The 25,607-nt window shown below is 33.0% G+C and carries 27 protein-coding genes; 18 read left to right on the forward strand and 9 right to left on the reverse strand.

The features are described from left to right. Positions 1 to 4: 4 nt before the first annotated feature. The 5 genes from galE to SOJ_RS04635 all read left to right on the forward strand — a co-directional run bounded on the left by galE (position 5) and on the right by SOJ_RS04635 (position 4,693). Complete coding sequence (gene galE / locus SOJ_RS04615) at positions 5 to 1,006, forward strand: UDP-glucose 4-epimerase GalE (protein ID WP_002506934.1); 1,002 nt, start codon at positions 5 to 7, stop codon at positions 1,004 to 1,006. Positions 1,007 to 1,009: 3 nt separating this feature from the next. Beyond that, entirely contained in the window at positions 1,010 to 2,500 is a 1,491-nt protein-coding gene (gene galT / locus SOJ_RS04620; RefSeq protein WP_002506935.1) for a UDP-glucose--hexose-1-phosphate uridylyltransferase, read from the forward strand. A gap of 117 nt (positions 2,501 to 2,617) precedes the next feature. Then, positions 2,618 to 3,403: a molybdate ABC transporter substrate-binding protein gene (modA, locus tag SOJ_RS04625; protein ID WP_002506936.1), complete on the forward strand. Its 786-nt coding sequence runs from the start codon at positions 2,618 to 2,620 to the stop codon at positions 3,401 to 3,403. 12 nt (positions 3,404 to 3,415) lie between these two features. Next, on the forward strand, positions 3,416 to 4,087 hold the full coding sequence (modB, locus tag SOJ_RS04630; protein ID WP_002506937.1) for a molybdate ABC transporter permease subunit: 672 nt from the start codon (positions 3,416 to 3,418) through the stop codon (positions 4,085 to 4,087). Between the two features lie 48 nt (positions 4,088 to 4,135). Continuing rightward, on the forward strand, positions 4,136 to 4,693 hold the full coding sequence (locus SOJ_RS04635; protein ID WP_391538247.1) for an ATP-binding cassette domain-containing protein: 558 nt from the start codon (positions 4,136 to 4,138) through the stop codon (positions 4,691 to 4,693). A 135-nt stretch (positions 4,694 to 4,828) separates the two neighbouring features. On the opposite strand, the gene cudC is transcribed toward SOJ_RS04635, so the two are convergent. Beyond that, positions 4,829 to 5,383 (reverse strand): choline uptake/conversion transcriptional regulator CudC, encoded by a 555-nt coding sequence (gene cudC, locus SOJ_RS04640; RefSeq protein WP_002506939.1) that lies wholly within the window; start codon positions 5,381 to 5,383, stop codon positions 4,829 to 4,831. A gap of 269 nt (positions 5,384 to 5,652) precedes the next feature. On the opposite strand from cudC, the gene SOJ_RS04645 reads away from it, so the two are divergent. Then, positions 5,653 to 6,657 carry a ThiF family adenylyltransferase gene (locus SOJ_RS04645; RefSeq protein WP_002506940.1) on the forward strand — a complete coding sequence of 335 codons (1,005 nt, stop codon included), beginning with the start codon at positions 5,653 to 5,655 and terminating at the stop codon, positions 6,655 to 6,657. A gap of 12 nt (positions 6,658 to 6,669) precedes the next feature. Beyond that, a complete protein-coding gene (locus SOJ_RS04650; protein ID WP_002506941.1) occupies positions 6,670 to 7,170 on the forward strand; it encodes a MogA/MoaB family molybdenum cofactor biosynthesis protein in 501 nt (166 codons plus the stop codon). Between the two features lie 192 nt (positions 7,171 to 7,362). Here the strand turns inward: SOJ_RS04650 and moaC are convergent, their stop codons facing one another. Further along, on the reverse strand, positions 7,363 to 7,848 hold the full coding sequence (gene moaC / locus SOJ_RS04655) for a cyclic pyranopterin monophosphate synthase MoaC (protein ID WP_002506942.1): 486 nt from the start codon (positions 7,846 to 7,848) through the stop codon (positions 7,363 to 7,365). 64 nt (positions 7,849 to 7,912) lie between these two features. Here moaC and SOJ_RS04660 point away from each other — a divergent pair, with 64 nt between their 5' ends. The 7 genes from SOJ_RS04660 (at position 7,913) to SOJ_RS04690 (ending at position 12,784) form a co-directional block, all read left to right on the forward strand. Next, positions 7,913 to 9,172: a molybdopterin molybdotransferase MoeA gene (locus tag SOJ_RS04660; protein WP_002506943.1), complete on the forward strand. Its 1,260-nt coding sequence runs from the start codon at positions 7,913 to 7,915 to the stop codon at positions 9,170 to 9,172. After that, on the forward strand, positions 9,169 to 9,651 hold the full coding sequence (gene mobB, locus SOJ_RS04665; protein ID WP_002506944.1) for a molybdopterin-guanine dinucleotide biosynthesis protein B: 483 nt from the start codon (positions 9,169 to 9,171) through the stop codon (positions 9,649 to 9,651). Before SOJ_RS04660 ends, mobB begins: the two co-directional genes overlap by 4 nt. 5 nt (positions 9,652 to 9,656) lie before the next feature. Beyond that, positions 9,657 to 10,109, forward strand: a complete 453-nt coding sequence (locus tag SOJ_RS04670; RefSeq protein ID WP_002506945.1) for a molybdenum cofactor biosynthesis protein MoaE — start codon at positions 9,657 to 9,659, stop codon at positions 10,107 to 10,109. Then, the gene (moaD, locus tag SOJ_RS04675) at positions 10,106 to 10,339 is read left to right on the forward strand and encodes a molybdopterin converting factor subunit 1 (protein ID WP_002506946.1); all 234 of its coding nucleotides are present in this window, start codon (positions 10,106 to 10,108) and stop codon (positions 10,337 to 10,339) included. Before SOJ_RS04670 ends, moaD begins: the two co-directional genes overlap by 4 nt. Before the next feature lie 7 nt (positions 10,340 to 10,346). Next, entirely contained in the window at positions 10,347 to 10,955 is a 609-nt protein-coding gene (mobA, locus tag SOJ_RS04680; protein WP_002506947.1) for a molybdenum cofactor guanylyltransferase MobA, read from the forward strand. A gap of 15 nt (positions 10,956 to 10,970) precedes the next feature. After that, on the forward strand, positions 10,971 to 11,993 hold the full coding sequence (gene moaA, locus SOJ_RS04685) for a GTP 3',8-cyclase MoaA (RefSeq protein WP_002506948.1): 1,023 nt from the start codon (positions 10,971 to 10,973) through the stop codon (positions 11,991 to 11,993). 440 nt (positions 11,994 to 12,433) lie between these two features. Next, on the forward strand, positions 12,434 to 12,784 hold the full coding sequence (locus tag SOJ_RS04690) for a SarA family transcriptional regulator (RefSeq protein ID WP_002506949.1): 351 nt from the start codon (positions 12,434 to 12,436) through the stop codon (positions 12,782 to 12,784). 90 nt (positions 12,785 to 12,874) lie between these two features. Here the strand turns inward: SOJ_RS04690 and SOJ_RS04695 are convergent, their stop codons facing one another. Beyond that, complete coding sequence (locus tag SOJ_RS04695) at positions 12,875 to 14,074, reverse strand: MFS transporter (RefSeq protein WP_002506950.1); 1,200 nt, start codon at positions 14,072 to 14,074, stop codon at positions 12,875 to 12,877. Position 14,075: 1 nt separating this feature from the next. After that, on the reverse strand, positions 14,076 to 14,510 hold the full coding sequence (locus tag SOJ_RS04700) for a MarR family winged helix-turn-helix transcriptional regulator (protein ID WP_002506951.1): 435 nt from the start codon (positions 14,508 to 14,510) through the stop codon (positions 14,076 to 14,078). A gap of 220 nt (positions 14,511 to 14,730) precedes the next feature. On the opposite strand from SOJ_RS04700, the gene SOJ_RS04705 reads away from it, so the two are divergent. The 3 genes from SOJ_RS04705 (at position 14,731) to SOJ_RS04720 (ending at position 20,493) form a co-directional block, all read left to right on the forward strand. After that, a complete protein-coding gene (locus tag SOJ_RS04705; protein WP_002506952.1) occupies positions 14,731 to 15,492 on the forward strand; it encodes a VOC family protein in 762 nt (253 codons plus the stop codon). A gap of 367 nt (positions 15,493 to 15,859) precedes the next feature. Further along, complete coding sequence (locus SOJ_RS04715) at positions 15,860 to 17,110, forward strand: lipid II:glycine glycyltransferase FemX (protein WP_002506953.1); 1,251 nt, start codon at positions 15,860 to 15,862, stop codon at positions 17,108 to 17,110. A 209-nt stretch (positions 17,111 to 17,319) separates the two neighbouring features. Further along, entirely contained in the window at positions 17,320 to 20,493 is a 3,174-nt protein-coding gene (locus SOJ_RS04720; RefSeq protein WP_002506954.1) for an efflux RND transporter permease subunit, read from the forward strand. Positions 20,494 to 20,716: 223 nt separating this feature from the next. On the opposite strand, the gene mspA is transcribed toward SOJ_RS04720, so the two are convergent. Together mspA and SOJ_RS14555 are read right to left on the reverse strand one after the other, a co-directional pair. Further along, a complete protein-coding gene (gene mspA, locus SOJ_RS04725) occupies positions 20,717 to 21,034 on the reverse strand; it encodes a membrane stabilizing protein MspA (protein WP_002506955.1) in 318 nt (105 codons plus the stop codon). A gap of 64 nt (positions 21,035 to 21,098) precedes the next feature. Beyond that, on the reverse strand, positions 21,099 to 21,275 hold the full coding sequence (locus SOJ_RS14555) for an SE1832 family protein (RefSeq protein WP_002506956.1): 177 nt from the start codon (positions 21,273 to 21,275) through the stop codon (positions 21,099 to 21,101). A 149-nt stretch (positions 21,276 to 21,424) separates the two neighbouring features. On the opposite strand from SOJ_RS14555, the gene SOJ_RS04730 reads away from it, so the two are divergent. Next, a complete protein-coding gene (locus tag SOJ_RS04730) occupies positions 21,425 to 22,333 on the forward strand; it encodes an AEC family transporter (protein WP_002506957.1) in 909 nt (302 codons plus the stop codon). Positions 22,334 to 22,636: 303 nt separating this feature from the next. On the opposite strand, the gene SOJ_RS04735 is transcribed toward SOJ_RS04730, so the two are convergent. The 3 genes from SOJ_RS04735 to SOJ_RS04745 all read right to left on the reverse strand — a co-directional run bounded on the left by SOJ_RS04735 (position 22,637) and on the right by SOJ_RS04745 (position 25,574). Continuing rightward, positions 22,637 to 23,428: a glucose 1-dehydrogenase gene (locus tag SOJ_RS04735; protein WP_002506958.1), complete on the reverse strand. Its 792-nt coding sequence runs from the start codon at positions 23,426 to 23,428 to the stop codon at positions 22,637 to 22,639. Positions 23,429 to 23,598: 170 nt separating this feature from the next. Next, entirely contained in the window at positions 23,599 to 24,456 is an 858-nt protein-coding gene (locus SOJ_RS04740; protein WP_002506959.1) for a RhaT/GlcU family sugar-proton symporter, read from the reverse strand. Between the two features lie 248 nt (positions 24,457 to 24,704). Beyond that, positions 24,705 to 25,574 carry a GNAT family N-acetyltransferase gene (locus SOJ_RS04745; protein WP_002506960.1) on the reverse strand — a complete coding sequence of 290 codons (870 nt, stop codon included), beginning with the start codon at positions 25,572 to 25,574 and terminating at the stop codon, positions 24,705 to 24,707. Between the last annotated feature and the right edge of the window lie 33 nt (positions 25,575 to 25,607).

Here is a 25,607-nt window from a genome sequence, read left to right on the forward strand (position 1 = left end):
GTATATGTCTGTTTTAGTTTTAGGTGGCGCTGGTTATATAGGAAGTCATGCGGTAGATCAGTTAATTGCAAGAGGATACAACGTTATTGTAGTAGATAATCTAGGTACAGGACATAGAGCAGCTGTGCATAACGAAGCTACGTTTTATGAAGGAGACATTCGAGACAAAGCATTTTTAGATGATGTCTTTAATAACGAAAGCATCGAAGGTGTATTCCATTTTTGTGCTTATTCATTAGTTGGGGAATCTGTAGAAAAACCGTTAGCCTATTTCAATAATAATGTGCACGGATTACAAGTGTTATTAGAAGTCATGTATGACCATCAGGTAGGACATATTATTTTTTCTTCGACAGCTGCAGTTTATGGTGAGCCAGATTCAGTACCTATTACTGAGGAAGATTCTAAAGCACCTACAAGTCCATATGGTGAAAGTAAATTGATGATGGAGAAAATGATGCACTGGAGTCATGAAGCATACGGGGTTAATTATGCAGCACTGCGTTATTTTAATGTTGCAGGTGCTAAAGAAAATGGCGCTATTGGTGAAGACCACCGTCCAGAGACACATCTTATACCAATTGTATTAGAAGTCGCACTTGGACAAAGAGAACACTTAACAATATTCGGTGATAATTATGATACAGAAGATGGGTCATGTATTCGTGATTATCTTCACGTCGTTGATTTAATAGATGCGCATATTTTGGCGTATCAACATTTACAAAACGGCGGAGCATCTGGTGCATTTAATTTAGGAAGCAGTCAAGGTTATTCGGTATTTGAAATTCTAGAAGCTGCAAGAACAGTAACAAATGAACCTATTGAAGCAGTAGTAGGAGAAAGAAGAGCAGGTGATCCAAGTAAATTAATCGCATCAAGTGATAAGGCGCAACAAGTGCTTGGCTGGAAACCACAGCACGATAACATTAACGATATTATTAATTCAGCGTGGCAATGGCATCATCAACATCCAAATGGATATCAAGAAAATGTGGAGGGTTAATGCATGTTATTAAATCAACAATTAGTACAACAATTTGTATCACAAGCAATTTCGTATGGTGATTATGAAGAAGAAGATAGCATTTATATTCAAAACCAACTATTGCGTAATTTAAATGCAAAAGGTATTGATGATTCAGCAGTGTCTGAATTAAATAAAGATGCGACAGCAAATGAAATTACACAATATTGGATTCGCCAAGCTGTTAGTGAAAATTGTATTGAAGATGCATTATATAGTAAAGAAATTGTTGAAGCTCAAATTCTAGACTTAATTACACCACGCCCATCGGTAATTAATCGCAAGTTTAACGAAGCATATAAAGAGTCACCAGAAGCGGCTACAGATTATTTTTATGACATAGCTAAACGTAATCACTATGTCAAAGAAGATGCAATTGCGAATAATATTAATTATGATGTTGCTACTGAATACGGAGATATTGAAGTCACGATTAATCTATCAAAACCTGAAAAAGATGCAAAACAAATTGCAAAAGCGAAAGAAGCACCAGCTACCGCTTATCCGAAATGTGCATTATGCATAGAAAATGAAGGATTTAAAGGCTCAGTGCTACAAGCTGCAAGAACAAATCACCGCGTCATTCGCTTAAATTTAAATGGTGCAAAGTGGGGCTTCCAATTTTCGCCATATGCCTATTTTGCTGAACATAGTATTGTTTTATCTGAACAACATGTCCCTATGGAAATCAATAAAAATACTTTCATTAATTTGTTAGATTTTATAGATCAATTTCCTCATTATTTTATTGGGTCTAACGCGGATATACCTCTTGTGGGTGGATCAATTTTATCGCACAATCATTATCAAACTGGAAGACATGTATTTCCGATGGATAACGCTGCTGAAATAAATCAATTTACTATTGCTAATTATCCATCAGTTCAAGCTAGCACTTTAAATTGGCCAATGAGTGTTATTCGTTTGAAAGGCGACAATAGAGCGCAACTGATTGAAGCAGCTACTTATGTCATGACTCAATGGAATCAATATTCGGATGATAGTATGGATATTAAAGCATTTAGCATTAATGGTGAACGTCATCATACGATTACACCAATCGCAAGATATAGGGAACAACAATATGAATTAGACATTGTCTTAAGAGACAATCAAACTTCAGAACAATTCCCTGATGGCATCTTCCATCCACATAAAGACGTGCAACATATTAAGAAAGAAAATATAGGTCTAATTGAAGTAATGGGAACTGCTATATTACCAGGGCGACTAAAACAAGAATTACAACAAGTTAAAGATTATTTATTAGATAAAACTCAAATAGATTTAGGAATACATCAACAATGGGCTGAAGAAATGAAACAATCATATGATGTTAATGTAAATAATGTCGATGAAGTTGTAGATAAAGAAGTAGGATTTAAATTCAAACGTGTATTAGAAGATGCTGGCGTATTTAAGAATACAGAACAAGGTCATCACGCGTTTAAACGCTTTATTGAACAACTATAAAACAGCGCATCACAATTATAAAAAATATACGCTTACAAAAGGCCTAAGTACTATCATTTAGGTCTTTTGTTTTTTTATGAATAAGAATATAATTATAAGTGATAGGAGTTGTTTTATATGAAAATAAAATATTTAATCGTAATGTTTATGACGCTATGTCTAGTATTAGCAGGGTGTTCAAATGGAAACGGTAAGAGCAAAAACGATAGCAATTCTGATGGAAATGAAAAAAAACAAGAACTACATATTTCAGCAGCAGCAAGTCTGACTGACGCAACTAAAGAATTGAAACGAGCATTTGAAGCAGATCATAAAGATGCAAATGTTACATTTAATTATGGTGGGTCTGGTTCATTAAGACAACAGATTGAAAAAGGTGCACCTGTAGATGTATTTATGTCAGCAAACAAGAAAGACGTTGATGCATTACAAGATAAAGATAAAGCACAAAATACATATGAATACGCTAAAAATAAACTCGTACTTATTGGTGCCAAGGACAGTAATTATAAATCGGTTGAATCTCTACAAGAAGGCGATAAATTAGCAATTGGTGAGGTTAATTCTGTGCCAGCGGGAAAATACGCTCAGCAATATTTAAAAGATAACGATTTATACGAACAAATAAAACCTAATTTAGTATTTGCTAAAGATGTGCGACAAGTACTAAACTATGTTGAAAAAGGTAATGCGCAATTAGGGTATGTGTATAAAACTGACTTATATCAAAGCCAGCAAAATGGCGAGAGTCATGTTAAAGAAATCGATGCAGCTGATTTAAAGGAACCCATTGTTTATAAAGCAGCGACAACATCAGATAAGCAGTTAGCTAAAGCATGGATTGACTTTCTTAAGACAGATCAAGCTAAAGAAATATTAGAAAAATATCAATTTGAAGCATAGGAGGTTTTAGCAATGGTAGATGTTACACCATTTTGGATATCACTCAAAGTAGCTGTTATTAGTACAATCATCGTTACTTTTATTGGTATCGTTGTTTCAAGATGGTTGTATAAACGACATGGTTTTATTGCTAGAATCTTAGAAAGTATAATTATTTTACCTATTGTATTACCACCAACTGTTATGGGATTTATTTTATTAATTGTGTTTTCACCTAGAAGTTTTATTGGCGCGTTTTTTACGGATGTATTACATTTACCAGTAGTTTTTACGCTGACTGGAGCAGTTATTGCATCTGTGATTGTGAGTTTTCCATTGATGTATCAACATACTGTTCAAGGGTTTCGTAGTATAGATAATAAAATGCTCAATACTGCACGAACGATGGGTGCAAGTGAAAACAAGATATTTTTCAAATTAATTTTACCATTGTCCAAGCGTCCGATATTATCAGGAATTATGATGAGCTTTGCCCGAGCAATAGGGGAATTTGGTGCGACACTGATGGTTGCTGGTTACATACCTAATAAAACGAATACGTTACCTTTAGAAATATACTTTTTAGTAGAACAAGGTAAAGAAAATCAAGCGTGGTTGTGGGTGATTGTCCTTGTCGCATTTGCGATTACAGTAATTGGCACAATCAATGTGTTGAATAAAGACCGTTATCGGGAGGTAGATTAATTGTTGAAATTACATTTAGAGCATGCGCTCAAAAACACGCAATTGCATATGAACCTACAAGATACTGAACCTAAAATTTATGCAGTTAAAGGTCCTTCCGGTATTGGTAAAACAACAATTTTAAATATTATAGCAGGATTGAAAAGTGCAAATAAGGCACATATAGAAGTTAATGAACGTATTTTAACTGATACGCCTAACAATATAGATGTGAAAATTCAACAGCGTAATATTGGCTACTTATTTCAAGATTATCAATTGTTTCCTAATATGGATGTGTATCAGAATATAACTTTTATGGCGCAACCTTCTGAACATATAGAGACTTTGATGCATCAATTAAACATTGCGCATTTAAAGCCACAGTTTCCAATGAGACTGTCGGGTGGAGAATCCCAGCGTGTGGCATTAGCAAGAACATTAAGTACTAGACCAGATCTCATATTATTGGACGAACCATTTTCAAGCTTGGATGATACGACTAAAGATGAAAGTATTCAGTTAGTAAAGCGCATATTTGAAGAGTGGCAAATACCAATTATTTTTGTAACACATTCTAATTACGAAGCAGAAGCACTGGCTCATGAAGTGATTAATATTGAATGAGTGATTGCCGATAAGATGCCACAATCACAAGATATATTCTAGGTGATTAGGTACTTGTGAAATTATAAGATATTAAAAATAAGACCCATCCATTATTAGTATTTATGGATGGGTCTTATTATTTGGACATGTCGATTATAATTTATTTTCCGGAATTGGAAAATAGTCAAATATTTCTCCTGAATTGAGCGCATCTGTTAGAGTAGATAGCCAAGCATAATAGAGTTTAGAATGTTCTATTTGCTCTAAAATTTCTTGTGCTTCTTCTATGATTTCAGGCGTAGCAGTTTCAGAATGAATAATGGGCTTCAATAAAGATTCAGCTTTGTATATTGCTTCTGAATTCAATTTGATTTCACGTTTCCATTTTTGTGAAAAGAAGTTTCCAAAAAACGTAAAAAAGTCTTTTTCAGCAGTAAAGTGTTGTTTTCTACTTCCTCGAACAAACTCTTGTTTTACGCCATCAAATTCTTGCAGTCTTTTAACACCTGCACTCATACTGGGCTTACTCATTTGTAATTCATAACGCATTTCATCTAGTGTCATATTACTTTGTTCAAAAACCATCGTGCCATATAGATTACCTACACTACGATTGACTCCATAAAGATCCATCGTTTCTCCAATTGAATTGATGACGATATCTTTTGCTTGCTCCAATAGTTGTTCATAGTCTTTTGAACGTGCCATTGATTCACCTCCATATAATAGTTAACTTATTGTAACACGAACATATAATTAAAGGATATGCTTTATAAGTAACGTGCGGCATGATTTAGAGCATATTAAGTGTATTAATAAAACCTTTAACATTTCTAGTTATACTAATCATTGCTAGTGCTCAGAATCAAAAATACATAGGGAATTCACTACTTTTTGTAATATTAATGGCAAACCGTTGTTACTCTCGCATGCAAGATTTATAATGGATACAATGATGTATAGAGAGGGTTATTGTAGTGACAAAAGACCGCTATTCAAGACAAACGTTATTTAAACATATAGGTCCTAAAGGACAAGATAAAATCATGCAATCACACGTGCTCATTGTAGGCGTGGGGGCACTTGGTACGCATCTTGCTGAAAGTTTAGTTAGAGCAGGGGTTGGTACATTAACTATTGTAGACAGAGATTATATCGAATATAGTAATCTTCAAAGACAAACGTTATTTAGTGAATCGGATGCGTTGGAAGGTTTGCCAAAAGTTGTTGCTGCTAAACAAAAATTATTGGATATTAGACAAGATTTGAAGATTCATAGTTATATTGCACATGTAAATCGTCAGTTTTTAGATGACAATGCTGGTTCAGCTCAACTTATATTAGATGCAACAGATAACTTTGAAACGAGACAGTTAATTAATGATTTTGCTTTTCAAAAAGGCATACCGTGGATTTATGGTGGGGTAGTCCAAAGTACTTATGTAGAAGCTGCTTTTATTCCAGGACACACGCCATGTTTTAATTGCTTAGTGCCACAGTTACCAGCTATAAATATGACATGTGATACGGTAGGTGTAATTCAACCTGCAGTGACGATGACTACAAGTTTGCAGATGAGGGATGCGCTAAAGATTTTAACTGAACAACACGTTCCGACTAAAGTAACTTATGGAGATTTATGGGAAGGCACACACTTTACATTTGGATTTAGTAAACTACAACGGAGCGATTGCAAGACTTGTGGTTGCGCGCCTACGTATCCACATTTAAATGAAACGAAACGACAGTTTGCTAGTTTGTGTGGTAGGGATACAGTGCAATACGAAAACCCTAATATTTCCCAGGAAATATTAGAAACATTTTTAACTCAGCAAAATATTGCCTATCGACGTAATCCTTATATGATTCACTTTGAATATAATGGCTATCGTATTGTTAGCTTTAAAGGTGGCAGATTACTGATACATGGTATGACGAATCCTCAACAAGCGATTACTTTAATAAACCAACTATTTGGCTAAAGGAGTGTAACAATGCATACAAATGTTAAGTTAAATCAAGATATAAAATGTGCAGTATTGACAGTTTCTGATACAAGAGATTATAAGACAGACAAGGGTGGTAAATTAGTAATAGAGCTGTTATCGGAATTAAATGTTTCAATCGATAAGTCACATTATAAAATAGTAAAAGATGAACAAGAAGCTATTCAAATGCAAGTTGAGCAATGGTTAAGTGAAGACATCGATGTGATTGTTACTACAGGTGGCACTGGTATTGCACAAAGAGATGTAACTATAGAAGCAGTATCTTCATTTTTCACTAAAGAAATTGAAGGATTTGGAGAGCTGTTTAGATATCTTAGTTATGCTGAGGATGTAGGTACGAGAGCATTATTGTCTCGAGCAATCGCGGGGACAGTAAATGACAAGTTAATCTTTAGTATTCCAGGATCTACTGGAGCTGTTAAATTAGCATTGGAGAAGTTAATAAAACCAGAATTAAATCATTTGGTTAAAGAAATAACTAAATAAAGAGGGTGAGAAGAATCAAAATACGAAATTTGATATCTTTCCCGCCCTCTCACAAGGTTTACTAGAAAAAAGAATACAAGAGCTTCACACTCGTGTATTTATATATGACATAGCTACTGCCAAAATAATTATTGAGGCTGAGACACGTATTTATGTCTTAGAGACTTTATTCGAGTTGAGCGTAAGTATTAATTATGCTTTTCGTTCAAAATCACCAGATTTACCACCTGATTTAGATAGTAAATAAGTTTCGCCAATAACCATACCTTTGTCTAAAGCTTTTGTCATATCATAAACAGTAAGTGCTACAGCAGTTGCAGCAGTTAATGCTTCCATTTCGACACCTGTTTTTCCAGTAGTAGACACAGTTGCTTGGATATTCAAAGTGAAAGATTGCGTATTCTTCTGCCACTGAAATTCAACATCAATACCTGTTAGTGGTAAAGGATGACACATTGGAATAATATCAGCAGTGTTTTTAGCTGCCATAATACCTGCAATTTGTGCAGTATTAAGAACATTTCCTTTTTTATTTGTATGATCAACAATTTGTTGATGGATTTCTGGGTTTACGGTAATGCTTGAATGTGCGATTGCAGTACGTTTCGTAATATTTTTTTCAGAAACATCTACCATTTTAGCATTGCCCTGTTCATTAATATGTGTAAATTCAGACAAACATATCCCTCCTAATCGTTTTCTAGTATATCACGAAATTAATTAATATAAGGAGTAGATTTAGATGCCAGTTGAGAAAAGAAATCCAATTCCAGTAGGTGAAGCCATTGAACGCGTTGTGAGTCAAAATATTTATATGGATGAGGCTACAGTGCCCCTAGATGCTAGTTTAAACCATATATTGGCTGAAGATATTATTGCTACATACGAAATTCCACGTTTTAACAAATCACCCTATGATGGTTTTGCCATTAGAAGTAAAGATACAACAAATGCAAGTGGTGCGCACCGTCTAACTTTCAATGTAATTGACCATATTGGTGCCGGTGCTGTTTCGGATAAAAAAGTTGGTGCGTTTGAAGCAGTTCGAATTATGACAGGTGCCGCGATGCCTGAAGGTGCAGATGCAGTCGTCATGTTAGAACAAACTGTAGAACAAGGACAAAGTTTCACATTACGTAAAGCATTTAAACCAAATGAGAACGTCTCTTTAAAAGGTGAAGAAACTCAAATAGGTGACGTTATTTTACAAAAAGGACAACAAATTAATCCTGGTGCCATTGCAGTATTAGCTACATATGGCTATGCACAAGTTCCTGTTTTTAAAAAACCAAGCGTAGCCGTAATTGCTACAGGAAGTGAGTTATTAGATGTGAGTGATGATTTAGAACCTGGGAAAATAAGGAATTCTAATGGGCCAATGATTACTGCATTGGCTAGTAAATTAGACTTACAAGTAAAACGTTATCAAATACAACAAGATGATTTAGAAAGTAGTATTCAAGTGGTTACAGAAGCGATGCAACAGCATGATATCGTCATTACTACTGGCGGTGTATCAGTTGGGGATTTTGATTATTTACCACAAATATACGAAGCATTAAATGCTGAAGTCCTTTTTAATAAAATTGCTATGCGTCCAGGAAGTGTGACGACAGTAGCAGTAGCAGAAGGTAAGTATCTATTTGGTTTATCTGGAAATCCATCAGCATGCTTTACAGGCTTTGAGTTATACGTTAAGCCAGTAGTTCAACATATGATGCATGCAAATGCACTTTATCCTCAAGTCGTGCAAGCTACATTGATGGAAGATTTTACAAAAGCAAACCCATTTACGAGATTTATTCGTGCTACGGTCACTTTTAACGGCAAAGAAATGACAGCAGTTCCTTCAGGATTTAACAAATCAGGTGCAGTTGTAGCGATTGCACATAGTAATGCCATGATTATGTTACCAGGTGGAACAAGAGGATATAAAAAAGGTTATACGGTAAATGTAATATTAACTGAATCACAAGCTTATGAAACGGAATGCTTTATATGATTTTACAAATTGTTGGATTGAAAAGCTCTGGGAAAACCACATTAATGGAACATACAATTCAGGTATTAAAAGAACATCACCACACAGTAGCAACGGTGAAACATCATGGACATCATAACTCTGAGGACCACCCTGATATCACATTACAAAATAATCATGTTGACCATATGAAACACTTTTATGCAGGTGCAGATCAAAGTATTGTTCAAGGTAATGCTTACCAACAAAGTGTCACCAGAACACAAAACAAAACGCTTGATGAAATCATAGAAGAATCTGTTACAATAGACAGTAACGTAATATTGGTAGAGGGTTTTAAAGAAGCAAGTTACGATAAAGTGTTAGTTTATCGTGATGAAAACGACCGAAATGCACTAAATCATTTAACACATATTAAGTATGCCATTAATATATCAAAACCAGAGGCTTTACGTCAGTATGACCAATGGTTATTATCTTTTTTAATATCAAAGGAATGAATTAAATGAAGCAATTTGAAGTGACAAGCGAGCCGATACAGACAGAGCAATATAGATCTTATGTACTGAATGAACATCAAGGTGCAGTTGTTGTTTTTACAGGTCATGTAAGGGAATGGACAAAAGGAATTAAAACAGAGTATTTAGAGTATGAAGCCTATATTCCTATGGCAGAAAAAAAGTTAGCTCAAATAGGTGATGAAATTTCAGAACAATGGCCTGGTACACAAACGACAATCGTTCATAGAATTGGCCCGTTAGCTATTTCAGATATTGCAGTACTCATTAGTGTATCTTCGCCACATCGAAAAGATGCATACAGAGCAAATGAATATGCAATTGAGCGTATCAAAGAAATCGTCCCTATTTGGAAAAAGGAAATATGGGAAGATGGTGCACAATGGCAAGGGCATCAACATGGAAGCTATGAGGATGCGATTGAAGGAGGCCAATCATGAAAGTACTTTATTTTGCAGAGATAAAAGAAATATTAGCAAAACAATCAGAAGACATCGATTTAAGTTATGATATTACTGTAGATGAATTTATTACAGATTTATTTAAACGTTATCCTAGTATTAGTGATAAAAAATTTCAAATAGCAGTAAATGAAGAATTTGTGAAAAATGATGACATTGTCCAACCTAATGACACTGTCGCATTGATTCCACCAGTTAGCGGAGGGTAAAGAAGAGATGAAAGCAATTATACTTGCCGGAGGACAGTCAGAGAGATTCGGTGAACCTAAGGCTTTTGCACAAATTGAATCGCAAACATTTTATGAGCGAATTATAGATGTGTTAGAAGCAACGAACATGTTTAATCAAATTATTATAAGTACCAATGAAAATCTTGCGACACAATTTGATTACCCAAATATAATTATAGATGAACACCAGAATAAAGATAAAGGGCCTTTGGCAGGTATTAGATCAGTCATGAGCCAACACCTAGAGGAAGAACTTTTCTTTGTTATTTCCGTTGACACACCTATGATTACTCAAAAAGCGATAAGTAAATTATATCAATTTATGGTGGAACACCTTATTGAAGACCAGTTAGATATTGCAGGTTTTCAAGAAGCGGGTAGACCGATACCTACACTTGCCTTTTACAGTCCACATACTTTAACTTACATTGATAAGGCACTGAATTCAGAGGATTATAGTTTAAAGAATGTTTATACTAAAGTTGCAAGCGATTGGTTAGATGTTAATACAATTGAATCACCTGATTATTGGTATAAAAATATTAATTTCCAGTATGATTTGGACGCTTTACAACATGAAATTATAAATAGATAAAGGGGGGCTAACGATATGGTAGAACAAATCACTGATAAACTCGGGCGGCCGATACGTGACTTAAGATTATCAGTTACAGATCGATGCAATTTCCGTTGTGATTATTGCATGCCTAAAGAAATCTTTGGCGATGATTTTGTTTTCTTACCTAAAGACGAGCTTCTTACATTTGATGAAATGGTACGTATTTCGAAAGTATACACACAATTAGGTGTGAAAAAAATACGTATTACAGGCGGTGAACCATTACTCAGACGTGATTTATATAAATTGATTTATGAATTGAATCAGATTGATGGCGTAGAAGATATTGGTCTAACGACAAATGGCTTATTGTTAAAAAAACATGGTCAAAAATTATATGATGCGGGTTTAAGACGTATTAATGTAAGTTTAGATGCAATTGAAGACAAAGTGTTTCAAGCGATTAATAATAGAAATATAAAAGCTTCTACAATATTGCAACAGATTGATTATGCAATTTCCATAGGATTCCATGTGAAAGTAAATGTGGTTATACAAAAAGGTGTAAATGATAACCAAATTCTACCTATGATTCAGTATTTCAAAGAGAAAGATATTGAGATTAGATTTATAGAATTTATGGATGTTGGAAACGATAATGGATGGGATTTTAGTAAAGTGGTAACAAAAGATGAAATGTTAAATATGATAGAAAAAGAGTTTGATATTGAATCTGTTGAGCCAAAATATTTTGGCGAAGTCGCTAAATATTATCGTCATAAAGATAATGGTGCGCAGTTTGGTCTTATCACTAGTGTATCTCAATCTTTCTGCTCTACTTGTACACGCGGTCGATTGTCATCAGACGGTAAGTTCTATAGTTGTCTATTTAGTACAGTAGATGGCTTTAATGTGAAATCATTTATGCGTGCTGGAGCAACTGATGACGAGCTATTTGAACAATTTAAAGTACTATGGAACGTTAGAGATGATAGATATTCAGATGAACGTACGGAACAAACCGTAGCAAATAGAAAGCGCAAAAAAATTAATATGAATTATATTGGTGGTTAGTATCACTAGATAGTTGTCAATCTATCTATTAGACTTGTTATAGTTTTGACGCTGACATAATATCTAAAATCATAAAACGCTGGAGCAGCTTAAATAAATATGCTCTCAGCGTTTTTTGTGTTAAATCACAAGATAAAAAATCATTCTATTTATTTAACAAAATAAAGGTTAATAATAGACATTTTCAAATTTTAAAATAAAGATTTTTTAAGATATTCTATTAAAAAAAATGTTTATATTTACTTTAGGGATTTAATTAAAACAAAAAAATGCTTGGTATGTATAAGAAGCTATATAAATGAAAGACAATAGTAAAAAATATTTATCTATTACTTTTAAAATAATAGATTTAATGAAGAAAATGTTATATAATATTTTCGAAGCTTATTCATTATAGAGCCATTAAAACAACAAGAAAAAACGATGAGGAGGCCATTATTATGGAAAGTAAAGTATCTTATTTTATAACTTCTGAAAGAGCGTTAAGTCAATTAAAACATTGGTTGAAGACCGTACATCATTTATCAATTGAAGAATTTGTTGTGTTGTATAAAGTGTATGAAGCTAAAAAAATCAGCGGAAAGGAATTGAGAGATACACTTCATTTCGAAATGTTATGGGACACGAGCAAGATTGACGTGATTATACGAAAAATTTATAAAAAAGAACTCATGTCTAAAGTTCGCTCTGAGACAGATGAAAGACAAGTTTATTATTATTTCAATGATATTCAAACTAAGATTTTTGATGATATTATACAAGAAATAGAAACGATTAAAGTAGCACAATAATCAAGTCTACATAAAAGCATACATAAAAAAGAGAACGGGACTAAGAAATCAAAATTTGATTCCTTTCCGTTCTCTTTTTATTACAATGAGTTAAGTTGTTTTAACTTTTCTGCCATGTAAGAAGAAATAAATAATAGCTGCTATAAGTACGATGACGGCCATAATAGCATATAATTGTGCATAAGATACGGAGGATGTCATAAAGCCTAAAACATATGGTCCAAACCCAACTCCTAAATCTAATCCGATAAAATAGGTTGAAGTTGCTATACCATATTTAGCAGGTGGTGATACTTTAATGGCAATAGCTTGCATACAGGATGAAATATTTCCATAACCTGCACCTAAGAACAAGCCAGCAAGAATGAGTAACCAACCATTATTTGTAATACTTAAAGTAACGAATGTAAGGATTAAGAATACAAAGGCAGGATATGCAATGACGTTCTCATTTTTTTGATCCATGAGACGACCTGCAATTGGTCGAGTGATCAATGATGCAATGGCATAAAATATAAAGAAGTAACTAGAAATCGTTACTAAATTTATCTCTTGAGCAAAGAATTGCAAAAATGTAAGTATTGAAGAATAAGTTAAACCTGAAATCAACATAATTATTGCTACAGGTATGGCTTCTTTTGCAATGTAATTATTAATGTTGAATTTTTTACTTGTTGTTTTTTGAGTAGTTGTATCAGTTGTATCGAGCTTAAATTGTAGATTTACAAAGAAAGAAATTAATAAGCTTACTACACCACAAACAAGACAAATTAAGAATAACATCTTAATTGGAAAAGTATTAATTAATAGTAAACCAAGGAAAGGGCCAATAGCTGCACCAATAACAAGGCTTAAAGAAAATAAACTAATGCCTTCACTTTTTCTATCATTAGGCGTGACATAAGCAGCGATGGTGCCTGTTGCCGTTGTAGTAATTCCTGTAGCAATACCGTTGATTAGTCTAGTAAACATGAGTAATGTTATAGAACCTTCTATAAAATATAACAATTGGGTAATGAGTAAAAATACTAATCCAATTAACAATATACGTTTCGGTCCGACTTTATTTACATATTTACCAGTTACAAAACGGCCAATTAAGGAACCTATGATAAAGAGTCCTGTTACTAAGCCAGCGGTGCTATCTGAAACATTATATTCAGATTTAGCATAACTGGCGATTATTACTATAAGTAAGTACATACATAAGTATATTAAAAAATTGGTTATAAAGTTTATATTAAAACTTTTTGTCCATATGGGTGATTTTGTTGGTATTGCTTGATTCATATTACCCTTCCTCCATTTTTGTTATAGCTTCATGTATTGATTGAATAGTCTTAACTGCTTGTTTAAGATCGCCTTCAGATAATCCTGTGTCTTCAATAAGCTGATCTTGTACCTTATCAACTCGAGTACTAATGTTGTTATATAATAGCTGACCTTCTTTTGAGAGTGCTAATAATTTCTCCCTTTTATCAATTCCAGGCTCAATTGAAAGCAATGATTTTTCAGAAAGTACTTTTAAAATCTTACGTGTCGTTGGTTTCTCGATGGCACGGCGCTTTGATATTTGTACCAAAGTAGTAGGCGCATTGTATGCTATATCTTTAAATACTAACCATTGAGCAGGATATAGATCAAACTCTTCAAATATAGGTTGAAACAATTTTGTGTATGGTCTATAAATTGCAATAAGGTTATTAAATATAATATTTTTTTCCATAATGACCTCCTAATATAGTTAGCTTTGCTAACTTAATTTACAGCATACTTATTCTATTCTTTTTTAATAAAAAAATCAATAGTAGGCGATGTAAAATCATTAAAAATTCAAGAAAAAGTTTATGGAGATAAGAAATTTATTACGTAGCGTTAGTTAAGACAAGTAAAGTGGTATACAATTTGTTAAGATATAGTTAAAGCTAAAATAAGGGAGATACCTAATGCAGTATTTAAAATTAGATCATATGATTCATTATATTCATCAATTAGATAACTTTAAATATCCGGGGCATTTGTTTAAATTACATCAAGGTGGCCACCATGAAAGGTTGGGAACTTATAACAGATTAGCCTATTTGAATAATGCATATATAGAGTTGTTAGACGTGTATAAACCCGACGTATTATTAAAAATGATAAAAACAGATGAAGGACGTGTATCGTTTCCTTCTAAAATAGTACAAGATAATTATAGTCAAGGTATAAAAACACTGGCATTTCGTACGCAAGATATTCATCAATTGAAAAAAGATTTGGAAACGAGAAATATAGAGGTCATTGGTCCCATAGATATGCATAGGGAAAATGTGAAAGGTGATAAAACATCTTGGAAATTGCTTTATATTGCAGATCCAGACTATAGAGTAAAACCACCATTTTTTATACAGTGGAGTGAAGCTGAAGAAGTGAGAAATGCAAAATTAGAACCGTTGCAACAAAAAGAATTTACGATTAGAACAATTAATATACACAGCACAGAACGAGAGCATACTGTAAAAAAATGGGAATATTGGTTTGATATGGAAAAAATAAGTGAAACTAAAACATATACTGCATTAAAATTAAAAAATGATGATGTCGTTTACCACATTTATGATGGTGAACATTCAGGGTATAAATCAGTCACATTAAGAGACGATAAAACTTCATCATCGTATACTTTAATTATTCGAGGAGCAAGCTATCAGTTCGAGGCAGATTAATAAATATAAAGGTATGCACTATGTGCAATAATGAAAATGTGTATCAATGAAATAATAAGTGTTAAAATAGTTAAATACGTGGCGACTTTATGTGTACGTAATAATAATAAGTAAACACATATAACAAAAGACAACGCTGCTAAAATTACTCTTAAGCTTAAGTATGATATTGACAGTGGTTCGATAAAAGCTTGAACTACAAAGATTAAATTAATAATCAGTAATAATCCAATAATAAAAATACGCATGAAAACACCTCGTTATTTCTTTTAATATAGTATAACAAATGAATTGTTTATATGTGAAATTATGAGCGAAGCAATGTATAATATCAAAGTATTGAATTGGTAAAGGAGACATCAGTTGTATGGAAAAGATGAATATCACAAATCAAGCGCATGATGCATTTGTTAAGTCGCATCCACAGGGTGATTTATTACAATTAACAAAATGGGCAGAAACAAAAACACTAACTGGATGGTATTCAAAACGTATTGCAGTTGGAGAAGAGGGCGAAGTAAAAGGCGTTGCTCAACTATTATTCAAAAAGGTACCTAAGTTACCATATACGTTATGCTATATTTCTAGAGGTTTTGTTACAGATTACAGTAATAAACTCGCATTAGAAACGCTTTTAGAGTACGCAATGCAAATTGCAAAAGAAGAAAAAGCGTACGCTATTAAAATTGATCCAGATGTTGAAGTAGACAAAGGTGCTGACGCATTAACAAACCTAAGATCACTAGGATTTAAACACAAAGGTTTCAAAGAAGGTTTATCTAAAGATTATATACAACCAAGAATGACAATGATAACACCAATTGAAAAGTCGGATGAAGAACTTATACAAAGTTTTGAAAGACGTAATCGTTCAAAAGTCAGATTAGCTTTAAAACGTGGTACGACTGTTGAGCGTTCTAATAGAGAAGGCTTAAAAACATTTGCTAACTTAATGCAAATTACAGGTGAACGTGATGGCTTTTTAACACGTGATATTAGTTATTTCCAAAATATATACGATGCTATGAATCCAGATGGCGATGCAGAATTATTCTTAGTTAAATTAGAGCCTAAACCAGTACTCGAAGATTTAAGAGAAGACTTATCACAGCTTGAGCAAGAAAAAGTTAAATTAGCTGAAAAAAAACAAGATAAAAAAACACTAAATAAAATCAACGATGTAAATAATAAAATCGTTAAAACCCAAGAATTAATTGAGGATATGGAAAAATTAGAACTATCGCACCCTGAAGGTATTTATTTGTCAGGCGCGTTGTTAATGTTCGCAGGTAACAAATCATATTATCTATATGGTGCCTCTTCAAATGAATATCGTGATTTTCTACCAAACCATCATATGCAGTTTGCTATGATGCAATATGCTAGGGAACACGGCGCAACAACTTATGATTTTGGTGGTACTGATAATGATCCTGATAAAGACTCCGATCACTATGGCTTATGGACATTCAAAAAAGTTTGGGGCACATATTTAAGTGAAAAAATAGGTGAGTTTGATTATGTATTAAACAAACCACTGTATCAATTAATTGAAAATGTAAAACCGAAGCTTACTAAGGCAAAAATTAGAATATCTCGTAAACTTAGAAGTAAGTAAAATGTAATAAAATAGTTAAACATAAAAATGCACAGTATAAAGTTTTGATTTAAATTTTATAAAACTTTATACTGTGTATTTTTTAAATACTAAATAAATTTAAAAATTCGAAATATTTTATGAAATTATTAGCATGTATGATATTGTAAGTTAGAGACTTATGGTAAATTAGATATAACGAAATGAAAGTACGAGAGGAGATTAAGCGCATGATAAAAAAATTATTACAGTTTTCATTAGGAAATAAATTTGCAATCTTCTTAATGGTCTTGTTAGTTATATTAGCTGGCATATACTCGAGTTCTAAAATGAAACTCGAACTATTACCAGATGCCGAACCACCTATAATTACAATACAAACAGCATTACCAGGTGCAACCCCAGAAACAGTAAAGGAAGACATTAGCGATAAAATAGATAGTCAAGTTAGGTCTATGTCTGATGTTAAAAACGTAAGCGCTCAATCTATACAAAATGCTTCAATGGTATCTGTAGAATATGAAGAAACTGCAGATATGGATAAAGCGGAAAATGATTTGCAGAAAGAAATCGATAAGATTAAATTTGATGAAGAAGTTGAGGAACCGGAACTGACAAGAAGTTCAATGGATGCATTTCCTATCGTAGCTTATTCATTTAGTAATAAGGAAGATAACCTCAAAGATACGACGAATAAAATTAACAACGAACTGATCCCACGTTTAGAAACAATTGAAGGCATACAAACTGCACAACTTAACGGTCAAACGTCACGAGAAGTATCTGTGAAGTTTGATCAAGATAAATTACAAGAAAGTGGTTTAAGTGCAGAAAGTGTTCAACAATTTCTAAAGAGTGCTACAAGTGAAACGCCACTCGGATTATTCCAATTTGATAAGACAGAAAAATCTGTTTTTATCGATGGTCAATTCACATCGGTAGATGCATTGAAAGATTTAGAAATCCCACTAACTGCAGGTGCTGGCTCTAGCACTCAAGGACAAAGTGCAAGTGATTCAAGTCAACAAGGCGCAGCACAAAGTCAAGATGGTTCGGGAGCTTCTTCGCAAGGTTCAGCAATGCAAGGTGCTGGAGCAAGCGTACCATCAGTAAAATTAGATGATATTGCTGATGTCTCTGTAGGCGATGTACGTGAGTCTATTTCCAAAACAAATGGTAAAGATGCGGTGAATGTACAGGTTACTAAATCACAAGATGCTAACACTGTAAAAGTAGCCGAAGATACTAAAAATGAAATTGATAAATTTGTTAAAGAAAATCCTGATGTCAATTCAACTAAAGTCATGGATACAGCGAAACCTATACAAGATTCTCTTTACACTATGATTGAAAAAGCAGCTTTAGGTACAATGGTTGCGATTATCGTAATCTTGTTATTCTTAAGAAATATAAGAACGACTGCAATTTCAATTGTATCCATACCAATGTCTATCTTAATAGCGATGGTGGCATTGAAATTATCAGATGTTTCATTAAACATTCTTACTTTAGGCGCATTAACCGTTGCTATAGGACGTGTGATTGATGACTCTATCGTAGTAGTAGAAAATATATACCGACGATTATCAGATAAGGAAGAGCAATTAAGCGGAGATAAATTAGTTATAAGTGCTACAAGTGAAGTATTCAAACCAATTTTATCATCTACTATAGTGACAATTATTGTATTCTTGCCACTAGTCTTTGTAACAGGTTCAGTAGGGCAAATGTTTAGACCATTTGCACTTGCAATTGCTTTTAGTTTATTAGCGTCACTTCTTGTTTCTGTAACAATTGTTCCAGCATTAAGTGCAACGTTCTTTAAAAAAGGAATCAAACAACATAAAGAAAAGAAACTAGGTTTGATAGGTAGTAATTACAAAAAAGTATTAAATTGGTCATTAAACCATAAATGGATTGTTATTATTATTAGTACAATCATTTTGATAGCAAGTATTGGGCTAGGTGCTGCTAAACTTGGTACAAGTTTCATTTCCACAGGTGAAGATAAGTATATGACACTTACATATACACCAGAACCTGGTGAAACTGAAGAAGGCGTTTTGAATCATGCGGAAGAAGTACAGAAATATTTAAATAAAAAAGATAAAGTAAATACTGTTCAATATTCAGTTGGTGGTGCGACGCCAACTGACCCTACTGGAAGTTCAAACAGCATGGCGATAATGGTGGAATATGATTCTAACACACCAAATTTTGATGAAGAACCAGATAAAGTGCTCAGTCATATTGAAAAATATAAACACCCTGGTGATTGGGGTAATCAAGATATGGGTACTGGCACAGACAACAAAGCATTAGAAATTGCAGTTACAGGTCCATCATTAGATTCGATAGAAGGAACCGTAAAAAAAGTTGAAGACGAAATGAAAGATATTAAAGGATTAGCTAATGTTAAGTCAGACTTATCACAAACTTATGAGCAATATAATATCAAAGTCGATCAAAATAAAGCTTCAAGCTATGGTTTGTCAGCTTCGCAATTAGCAATGACATTAAATCAAAATACACCTGAACAAACGGTTACGACTGTTAAAGAAAAAGGTAAATCCATAGATGTAAAAGTTAAAGAAGACAAAGATAAAAACTGGACAGAAGAAAAATTAGAAAGCACAGAAGTACAAACACCAACTGGTCAATCTATTGAGTTAAGCGAGATTGCCGATTTAGAAAAATCATCCACACCTAATAAAATAGAAACAGAAGCGGGTGATTACACTGCAACAGTTTCTACAAAAGTAACAAACGATGATGTCGGTGGTATGGCTCAAAAAGTAATATCTAAAGTGAACGATATAGATAAACCAAATAACGTAGAAACTAAAGTAGGAGGGGCTAATGAAGATATAAGCAAAGCTATTTCTCAATTGGTGCTAGCAATGATAGCAGCAATAATAATTGTTTATTTAGTGCTTGTTCTTACGTTTAAAGGTGCGCTTGCACCATTTACAATTCTATTCTCTCTTCCATATACTGTAATAGGTGTAGTAATCGCACTTGTTTTAACTGGCGAAACAATATCAGTACCAAGTATGATAGGCATGCTTATGCTGATTGGTATCGTAGTCACAAACGCGATTGTGCTAGTAGATAGAGTTATTAATAAAGAAAAACAAGGTCTGGAAATGAAAGACGCATTATTAGAAGCTGGTGGTACGCGTATTAGACCAATTCTTATGACAGCTATAGCTACAATTGGTGCACTATTACCAATGTTGTTTGGTGAAGACAGCTCAATTATTATTTCAAAAGGTATGGCAGCGACAGTTATAGGTGGGTTAATTTCTTCTACATTATTAACGCTAATTGTAGTACCTGTTATTTACGAAATACTATTTAGTTTGAAAGATAAAATTATAAATAAACGTAACAAGAAAAAGTAAAAATAGCTAACTCATATTAGGATGTATTAATAAACGCCTACAGAAAAACTGCTTACACAGTATTATATGTGTAAGCAGTTTTATTTGTCATTATATAGAAAAGATACAGAATAAATCATTTGTTTTCTTAGAGCTTATCTTGTCAGTTAACTGAAAATAATGCACTACGCAAAAAAAAGAGTATTGAAATAGGCAACTACTTCAATACTCAATATTTAAATAATTAATATAATACTAATACTAAAATAGCGTATACCACAAATAGTAAAATTGTAATTATATTTAAGATTTGAACGGCTTTAGAATCTTTTTTACCGTTTTTAAATGCTGTAATTTCTACATTGCCAATGATAAGTAATAGTACGATGAACACCCACCAGTTTACTGCAGGGAAGGATAATGTTGTAATTGCTACAACAAATAATAAGAGCAAGGCCATAATAATACGTAAAATGCGTGTAATGATTGTTGGCATTTTAAATACACTGATGTAGCTTACTATAAGATATAATATTGGTAAAAAGATAAGGTACAGTTGCATTGAATTACATCCTTTCTATGTATGCACTTAATCTTAGCACGTAAAAAATTGATTTACTAGGATGTTATTTACGTTCTTTTTGACTAATTTCTGAACGAACAGATGCAATTTCTTTTTCTATGTCTTCAAGTTGTCGTAATAATGGGTCAACTTGTTGATTGACGAATTCTCTTTTTTCAAGGTCACCTTGTAGTCTCACATAATCATATTTTAGTTCAGCTAATTTTTCTTTTAAATCCATTTTTACACACTCCTTTTGTATGCGGCACTAACCACACTATTTTAGTTTAAATTATAACATGAAATTGAAAGCTTCTAAAATAACCGAGTTATATGTTAAAGTATGAAAATGGAATGAAAACGAAAAGATGTAACGAAAGAAGGTTTATTGTGACCCAACAATTTATCATAATTATTTTACTTATTGCATTAGGTTATGCACTTAAAAGAATTAATTACTTTAAGGCAAACGACAGCCAAGTCTTTGCAACATTAGTTCTAAATGTCACATTGCCTTCGCTCGTGATAGTTAATTTAAACGAAGCAGATTTAGATTTATCTCTTTCTGTCTTACCTATACTGATGATTTTATATGGTGTTTTAACAAAATTAATCATGGTATGGTTCTTTATGAAATATGATAATCAAATACGAGGGACAACTGGTATGATGATGGCTTCACTCAATATAGGCTTATTTGCATATCCACTAGTAGAAGCCATATGGCCAAATACTGGTATGATTTATTTTGGTATGGTAGATATTGGTGGCGCAATTATTATGTTTGGGGTTACTTACTTTGTAGGAAGCTATTTTAGTAGTTCAGGTGATAGTTTTGACTTTAAATATTTAGCGAAAAATCTTCTTAAATCAGTACCGTTAATGACATATATCATCATGTTTATTTTAAATATGCTCAATATTCATTTTCCAGATCCAGTAATTGATTTCTTCTCTGTATTATCAGGGGCTAATATGCCATTATCGATGATTTTGATAGGGTTAATGTTGAATTTTAGTATAGATAAACGCTTTTTACCAATTGCGATGAAGTACATTTTATTACATTATGGTCTAGGTGTTATCGCTGGCTTACTCGTATATTTCTTTTTACCAGTTGATGATCAAATGGTAAAAACAACACTACAGGTTGCATGGTTATTACCCGTAGGTGTAGCCATCATACCTTATGCAATTCAATTTAAATATAAGACATTACCACTGGTAGGTATGGTCACCAATTTAACGATTGTTATTAGTATAATTATATTATACATTTACCAAGCTTTATTTGTATAAGTGAAGGGGAGGAACCTCATTTTTCTGAAAATATTTCAGCGTATGAGCCGAGTCCCACAAGGCTGACTAGAAAATGCAATGCAAAAGCTAAAGTTCATGTATAAGAACTACTTGTCTTCATAAACGAAGTAGTAGTTGTTTAAAAGCTTGATATAAGTACATTTTCAATTCAGTCATCCACTGCCAATATAATAATTGAGACTGAGACATGTATTTTGTCTCAGTCTCACCTAGGGCACGCTTGTTATTTACAAGTGTGCTTTTTGCTGTCGCTAATGATTGCTCGCTAGATTAAATGTTAGTTTAACCTTTACCACCCATAAATGCAGGATAATTTGTCATACCACCATCGACATATATTGTTGTGCCATGAATATAATCCGCTAAGTCAGAAGCTAAAAATCTTGCGACGTTAGCAACTTGACTAGCTTCGCCAATGATTTTAGATGGGATCATTTCTAATGTTTCTTCACGTGTTGTTGGATCAGAGAATTTTTCTTTCGTGTGTTCAGTAACGATAGCTCCCGGTGAAATATTATTAATACGAATACCATATTGTGCATATTCCATCGACATTGTTTCCATCATTAATTTTAATCCGCCTTTACTTGCTGCGTAGTTTACATAGTTTGGCCATGGAATTTTATCATGAACACTTGACGTGTTGATAATTACACCTTTTTTATCTTCTTTTAAAAATTGGTTTATAGCTGTTTTTGAGCCTATAAATGCACCAGTCAAATTGACGTCAATTACTTTTTGCCATTCTTCTAAAGGCATTTCATGTGTAGGAATCGGTTTTTCAAATCCAGCGTTATTAATTAAGATATCGAGTGTACCAAATTGATCTACAGCAGATTGAATTAAACGTTCTACATCATCTTCTTTTGATATATCAGCTTGTACCTTGATTGCCTTGCCGCCTGCATCTTCAATTAATTTAATAGTTTGAGATACAACTTCTAAATGGCGTTCTGAGCGATAATTTATAACGACGTTGGCTTTTTCATCACCAAACTGTTCTGCCATAGCTTTTCCAATACCGCTACCAGCACCTGTAATCACTACAACTTTACCTTCTAAGTCTTTAAACATAATGTATGACGCCTCCTTGATAGTAATAGTATAAAACAAAAAGTTTAAGACAAATATTAAATGATTAGAGATGAAAGTCACTAATCATTTAATATGCAATGAAAAATTGTCGTTGCCTTAAACTTAATGTTGTTTATCTATTTGTAATACATGATATTTGATTGTTAATGTTAACCTTTAATATTTCCGAGTACAAAGGCAGCAATGACAATGAGAACAATACCAGCCCATATTCCAGTCATTTGACGTTTGTCTTTACGCTCACCTAATAGGAAAATACCGCCAAGTGTAGATACGATGACTAATAATTGGGATAATGAAAAACTTGTTGCTACACCGACTTTGGGTTGTGAATAGAACATAAATAAATTACCTATCCCCCAAATAACACCTGGAATTAAATTCCATACAGTACTTTTTATTGATGTTTCGTGTTTAGCTGATAGAATTAAGCCACCAATCGCCATACCTATAGATTGGAAGAAAAGGGCATTCATTCCATCTACACCGAAGATTTGAGCTATAACTACATACACGACGTAACCTACAGTAGAAATTAATAAGATAGGCATTGCTTTACCAAAGTTTTTCGTGCTTTCTGATGCTTCATTTTTGCCTTTAATAGACGTCATAGCAATACCAATAACGAGTAATACCATAGCGAGTAGGCCTAGTGTAACTTGAGTACCAGTACTCCATTCACCTAAAAATACAGCACTAAATAATGTTGTACCTACTAATTGTAAACCAGTAGAGATAGGCATTGTTTTAGACACACCAATTAAACTAATTGATTTCAATTGGTAGCCTTGACCAAGTGCCCAAAAAGCACCTGAAATTAAACCGACAATAATAATAGTGGGGTCACCAAATTCAGCATTGCCAGTTAATAATAAAATAATACCAATGATTAATGCACCAAATGTAGTACCTCTAATTTGGTTATAAGGGCCACCACCAACGAGCACATTAATTAAAACAACACTTCCCCAAAATAACGCGGGTAAAAGGGCAATTAATATATCCATACTTTATCTTCACTCACTCTCTATTTAAATAATACTTTCCTTTCAAAATAACTATCTTAGATTGCCCTTGTATGATATTTTAAAGCAAAATATTAATATAGTAAAAAATATTAGATTATATACAAAATTATTTTACATCATTGTGAAATATGATGGGTAACTGTTTTGAGTATTTTTAATAAGAATAATTAAAATAAGCTTAAAATTTGGTTGGATTCCAAATTTTAAGCTTATAAAGGTATAACGAATTAAATATGAGCAGCGACGTATTTAAATTTTTTATATTCATAATTGATATTAAAACCTAGCTCATTAAAACGTTCAACGAGTGTCGTGTTTTTACTACGTATTTTGAAAAAAACTTTTTCTATATCGTGATTAGTAAACGCGATGTGTATAGCGTGTGATAGTAAATCAAATGCTATGCCTTTAAGTCTATAATCAGAGTGTGAAGAAAAATATTTAATTTCTGCCTTATGACTATTTTCAAATATTTGAAGGTAGAGATAACCTTTCAGTAGTCCCTCAGACATAAAGATAAATAGGCGATGATGCTCATCTAGTGATTCAACAATTTCATCTGCAGTCATTACATCATGTTTAAATGTGTGTTCGTGCAATTTACTAAATAAACGATAGTAAGCTGGCTGATATTCAGTGATGTTTTGTGCGTGCTCAATTTCACCAATATCTTGTGATGCTACTAAATAATAATCTGTAAAACTATAAGAAGATTGGATGGTTTTCATAAAATCTAAATAATTTTGTTCTGTTTCTTCAAAAGAAAAGTTGAAACTTGTAGACTCAGATTTGCTTTGTGCTAAGGTTTCAAATAAGTCTTGAAAAGCTGAAACTGATGGTGAAACTGATTTATTCACGAAAGGACCAAGAACTTTATATTTATTTTGTTCATATTGAAAGGCTGAAATTAGCATAATGATTTGGTCTTGATCATTTATTTGTGCATAGACGCCTGGATCTTCAATCAGTTGTTTTATATTAGTTGTAATGTTTTTATGTGCTGGTGGTAATTTGTATAAATAAGAAGCTGAGCGATAATCTGCGTTAATTATAAATTGTTCTATCTGGTCATAGTCGTTTAATTTGATAGTTTTCATAAAATACCTCCGTCTGTAAACTATTTAAGTTAA

Source organism: Staphylococcus sp. OJ82 (genome assembly GCF_000294465.1).
GTDB lineage: Bacteria > Bacillota > Bacilli > Staphylococcales > Staphylococcaceae > Staphylococcus > Staphylococcus equorum.

Coding starts and splice junctions, on each gene's coding strand:
- modB (WP_002506937.1), top strand. CDS start 3,416: ATGGTAGATGTTACACCATTTTGGATATCACTCAAAGTAGCTGTTATT.
- SOJ_RS04695 (WP_002506950.1), bottom strand. CDS start 14,074: ATGAATCAAGCAATACCAACAAAATCACCCATATGGACAAAAAGTTTT.
- SOJ_RS04700 (WP_002506951.1), bottom strand. CDS start 14,510: ATGGAAAAAAATATTATATTTAATAACCTTATTGCAATTTATAGACCA.
- SOJ_RS04705 (WP_002506952.1), top strand. CDS start 14,731: ATGCAGTATTTAAAATTAGATCATATGATTCATTATATTCATCAATTA.
- SOJ_RS04745 (WP_002506960.1), bottom strand. CDS start 25,574: ATGAAAACTATCAAATTAAACGACTATGACCAGATAGAACAATTTATA.
- SOJ_RS04650 (WP_002506941.1), top strand. CDS start 6,670: ATGCATACAAATGTTAAGTTAAATCAAGATATAAAATGTGCAGTATTG.
- SOJ_RS04720 (WP_002506954.1), top strand. CDS start 17,320: ATGATAAAAAAATTATTACAGTTTTCATTAGGAAATAAATTTGCAATC.
- mspA (WP_002506955.1), bottom strand. CDS start 21,034: ATGCAACTGTACCTTATCTTTTTACCAATATTATATCTTATAGTAAGC.
- SOJ_RS04635 (WP_391538247.1), top strand. CDS start 4,136: ATGAACCTACAAGATACTGAACCTAAAATTTATGCAGTTAAAGGTCCT.
- SOJ_RS04690 (WP_002506949.1), top strand. CDS start 12,434: ATGGAAAGTAAAGTATCTTATTTTATAACTTCTGAAAGAGCGTTAAGT.
- mobB (WP_002506944.1), top strand. CDS start 9,169: ATGATTTTACAAATTGTTGGATTGAAAAGCTCTGGGAAAACCACATTA.
- SOJ_RS04660 (WP_002506943.1), top strand. CDS start 7,913: ATGCCAGTTGAGAAAAGAAATCCAATTCCAGTAGGTGAAGCCATTGAA.
- moaD (WP_002506946.1), top strand. CDS start 10,106: ATGAAAGTACTTTATTTTGCAGAGATAAAAGAAATATTAGCAAAACAA.
- SOJ_RS04715 (WP_002506953.1), top strand. CDS start 15,860: ATGGAAAAGATGAATATCACAAATCAAGCGCATGATGCATTTGTTAAG.
- mobA (WP_002506947.1), top strand. CDS start 10,347: ATGAAAGCAATTATACTTGCCGGAGGACAGTCAGAGAGATTCGGTGAA.
- modA (WP_002506936.1), top strand. CDS start 2,618: ATGAAAATAAAATATTTAATCGTAATGTTTATGACGCTATGTCTAGTA.
- SOJ_RS04670 (WP_002506945.1), top strand. CDS start 9,657: ATGAAGCAATTTGAAGTGACAAGCGAGCCGATACAGACAGAGCAATAT.
- galE (WP_002506934.1), top strand. CDS start 5: ATGTCTGTTTTAGTTTTAGGTGGCGCTGGTTATATAGGAAGTCATGCG.
- SOJ_RS04740 (WP_002506959.1), bottom strand. CDS start 24,456: ATGGATATATTAATTGCCCTTTTACCCGCGTTATTTTGGGGAAGTGTT.
- moaA (WP_002506948.1), top strand. CDS start 10,971: ATGGTAGAACAAATCACTGATAAACTCGGGCGGCCGATACGTGACTTA.
- galT (WP_002506935.1), top strand. CDS start 1,010: ATGTTATTAAATCAACAATTAGTACAACAATTTGTATCACAAGCAATT.
- SOJ_RS04735 (WP_002506958.1), bottom strand. CDS start 23,428: ATGTTTAAAGACTTAGAAGGTAAAGTTGTAGTGATTACAGGTGCTGGT.
- SOJ_RS14555 (WP_002506956.1), bottom strand. CDS start 21,275: ATGGATTTAAAAGAAAAATTAGCTGAACTAAAATATGATTATGTGAGA.
- cudC (WP_002506939.1), bottom strand. CDS start 5,383: ATGGCACGTTCAAAAGACTATGAACAACTATTGGAGCAAGCAAAAGAT.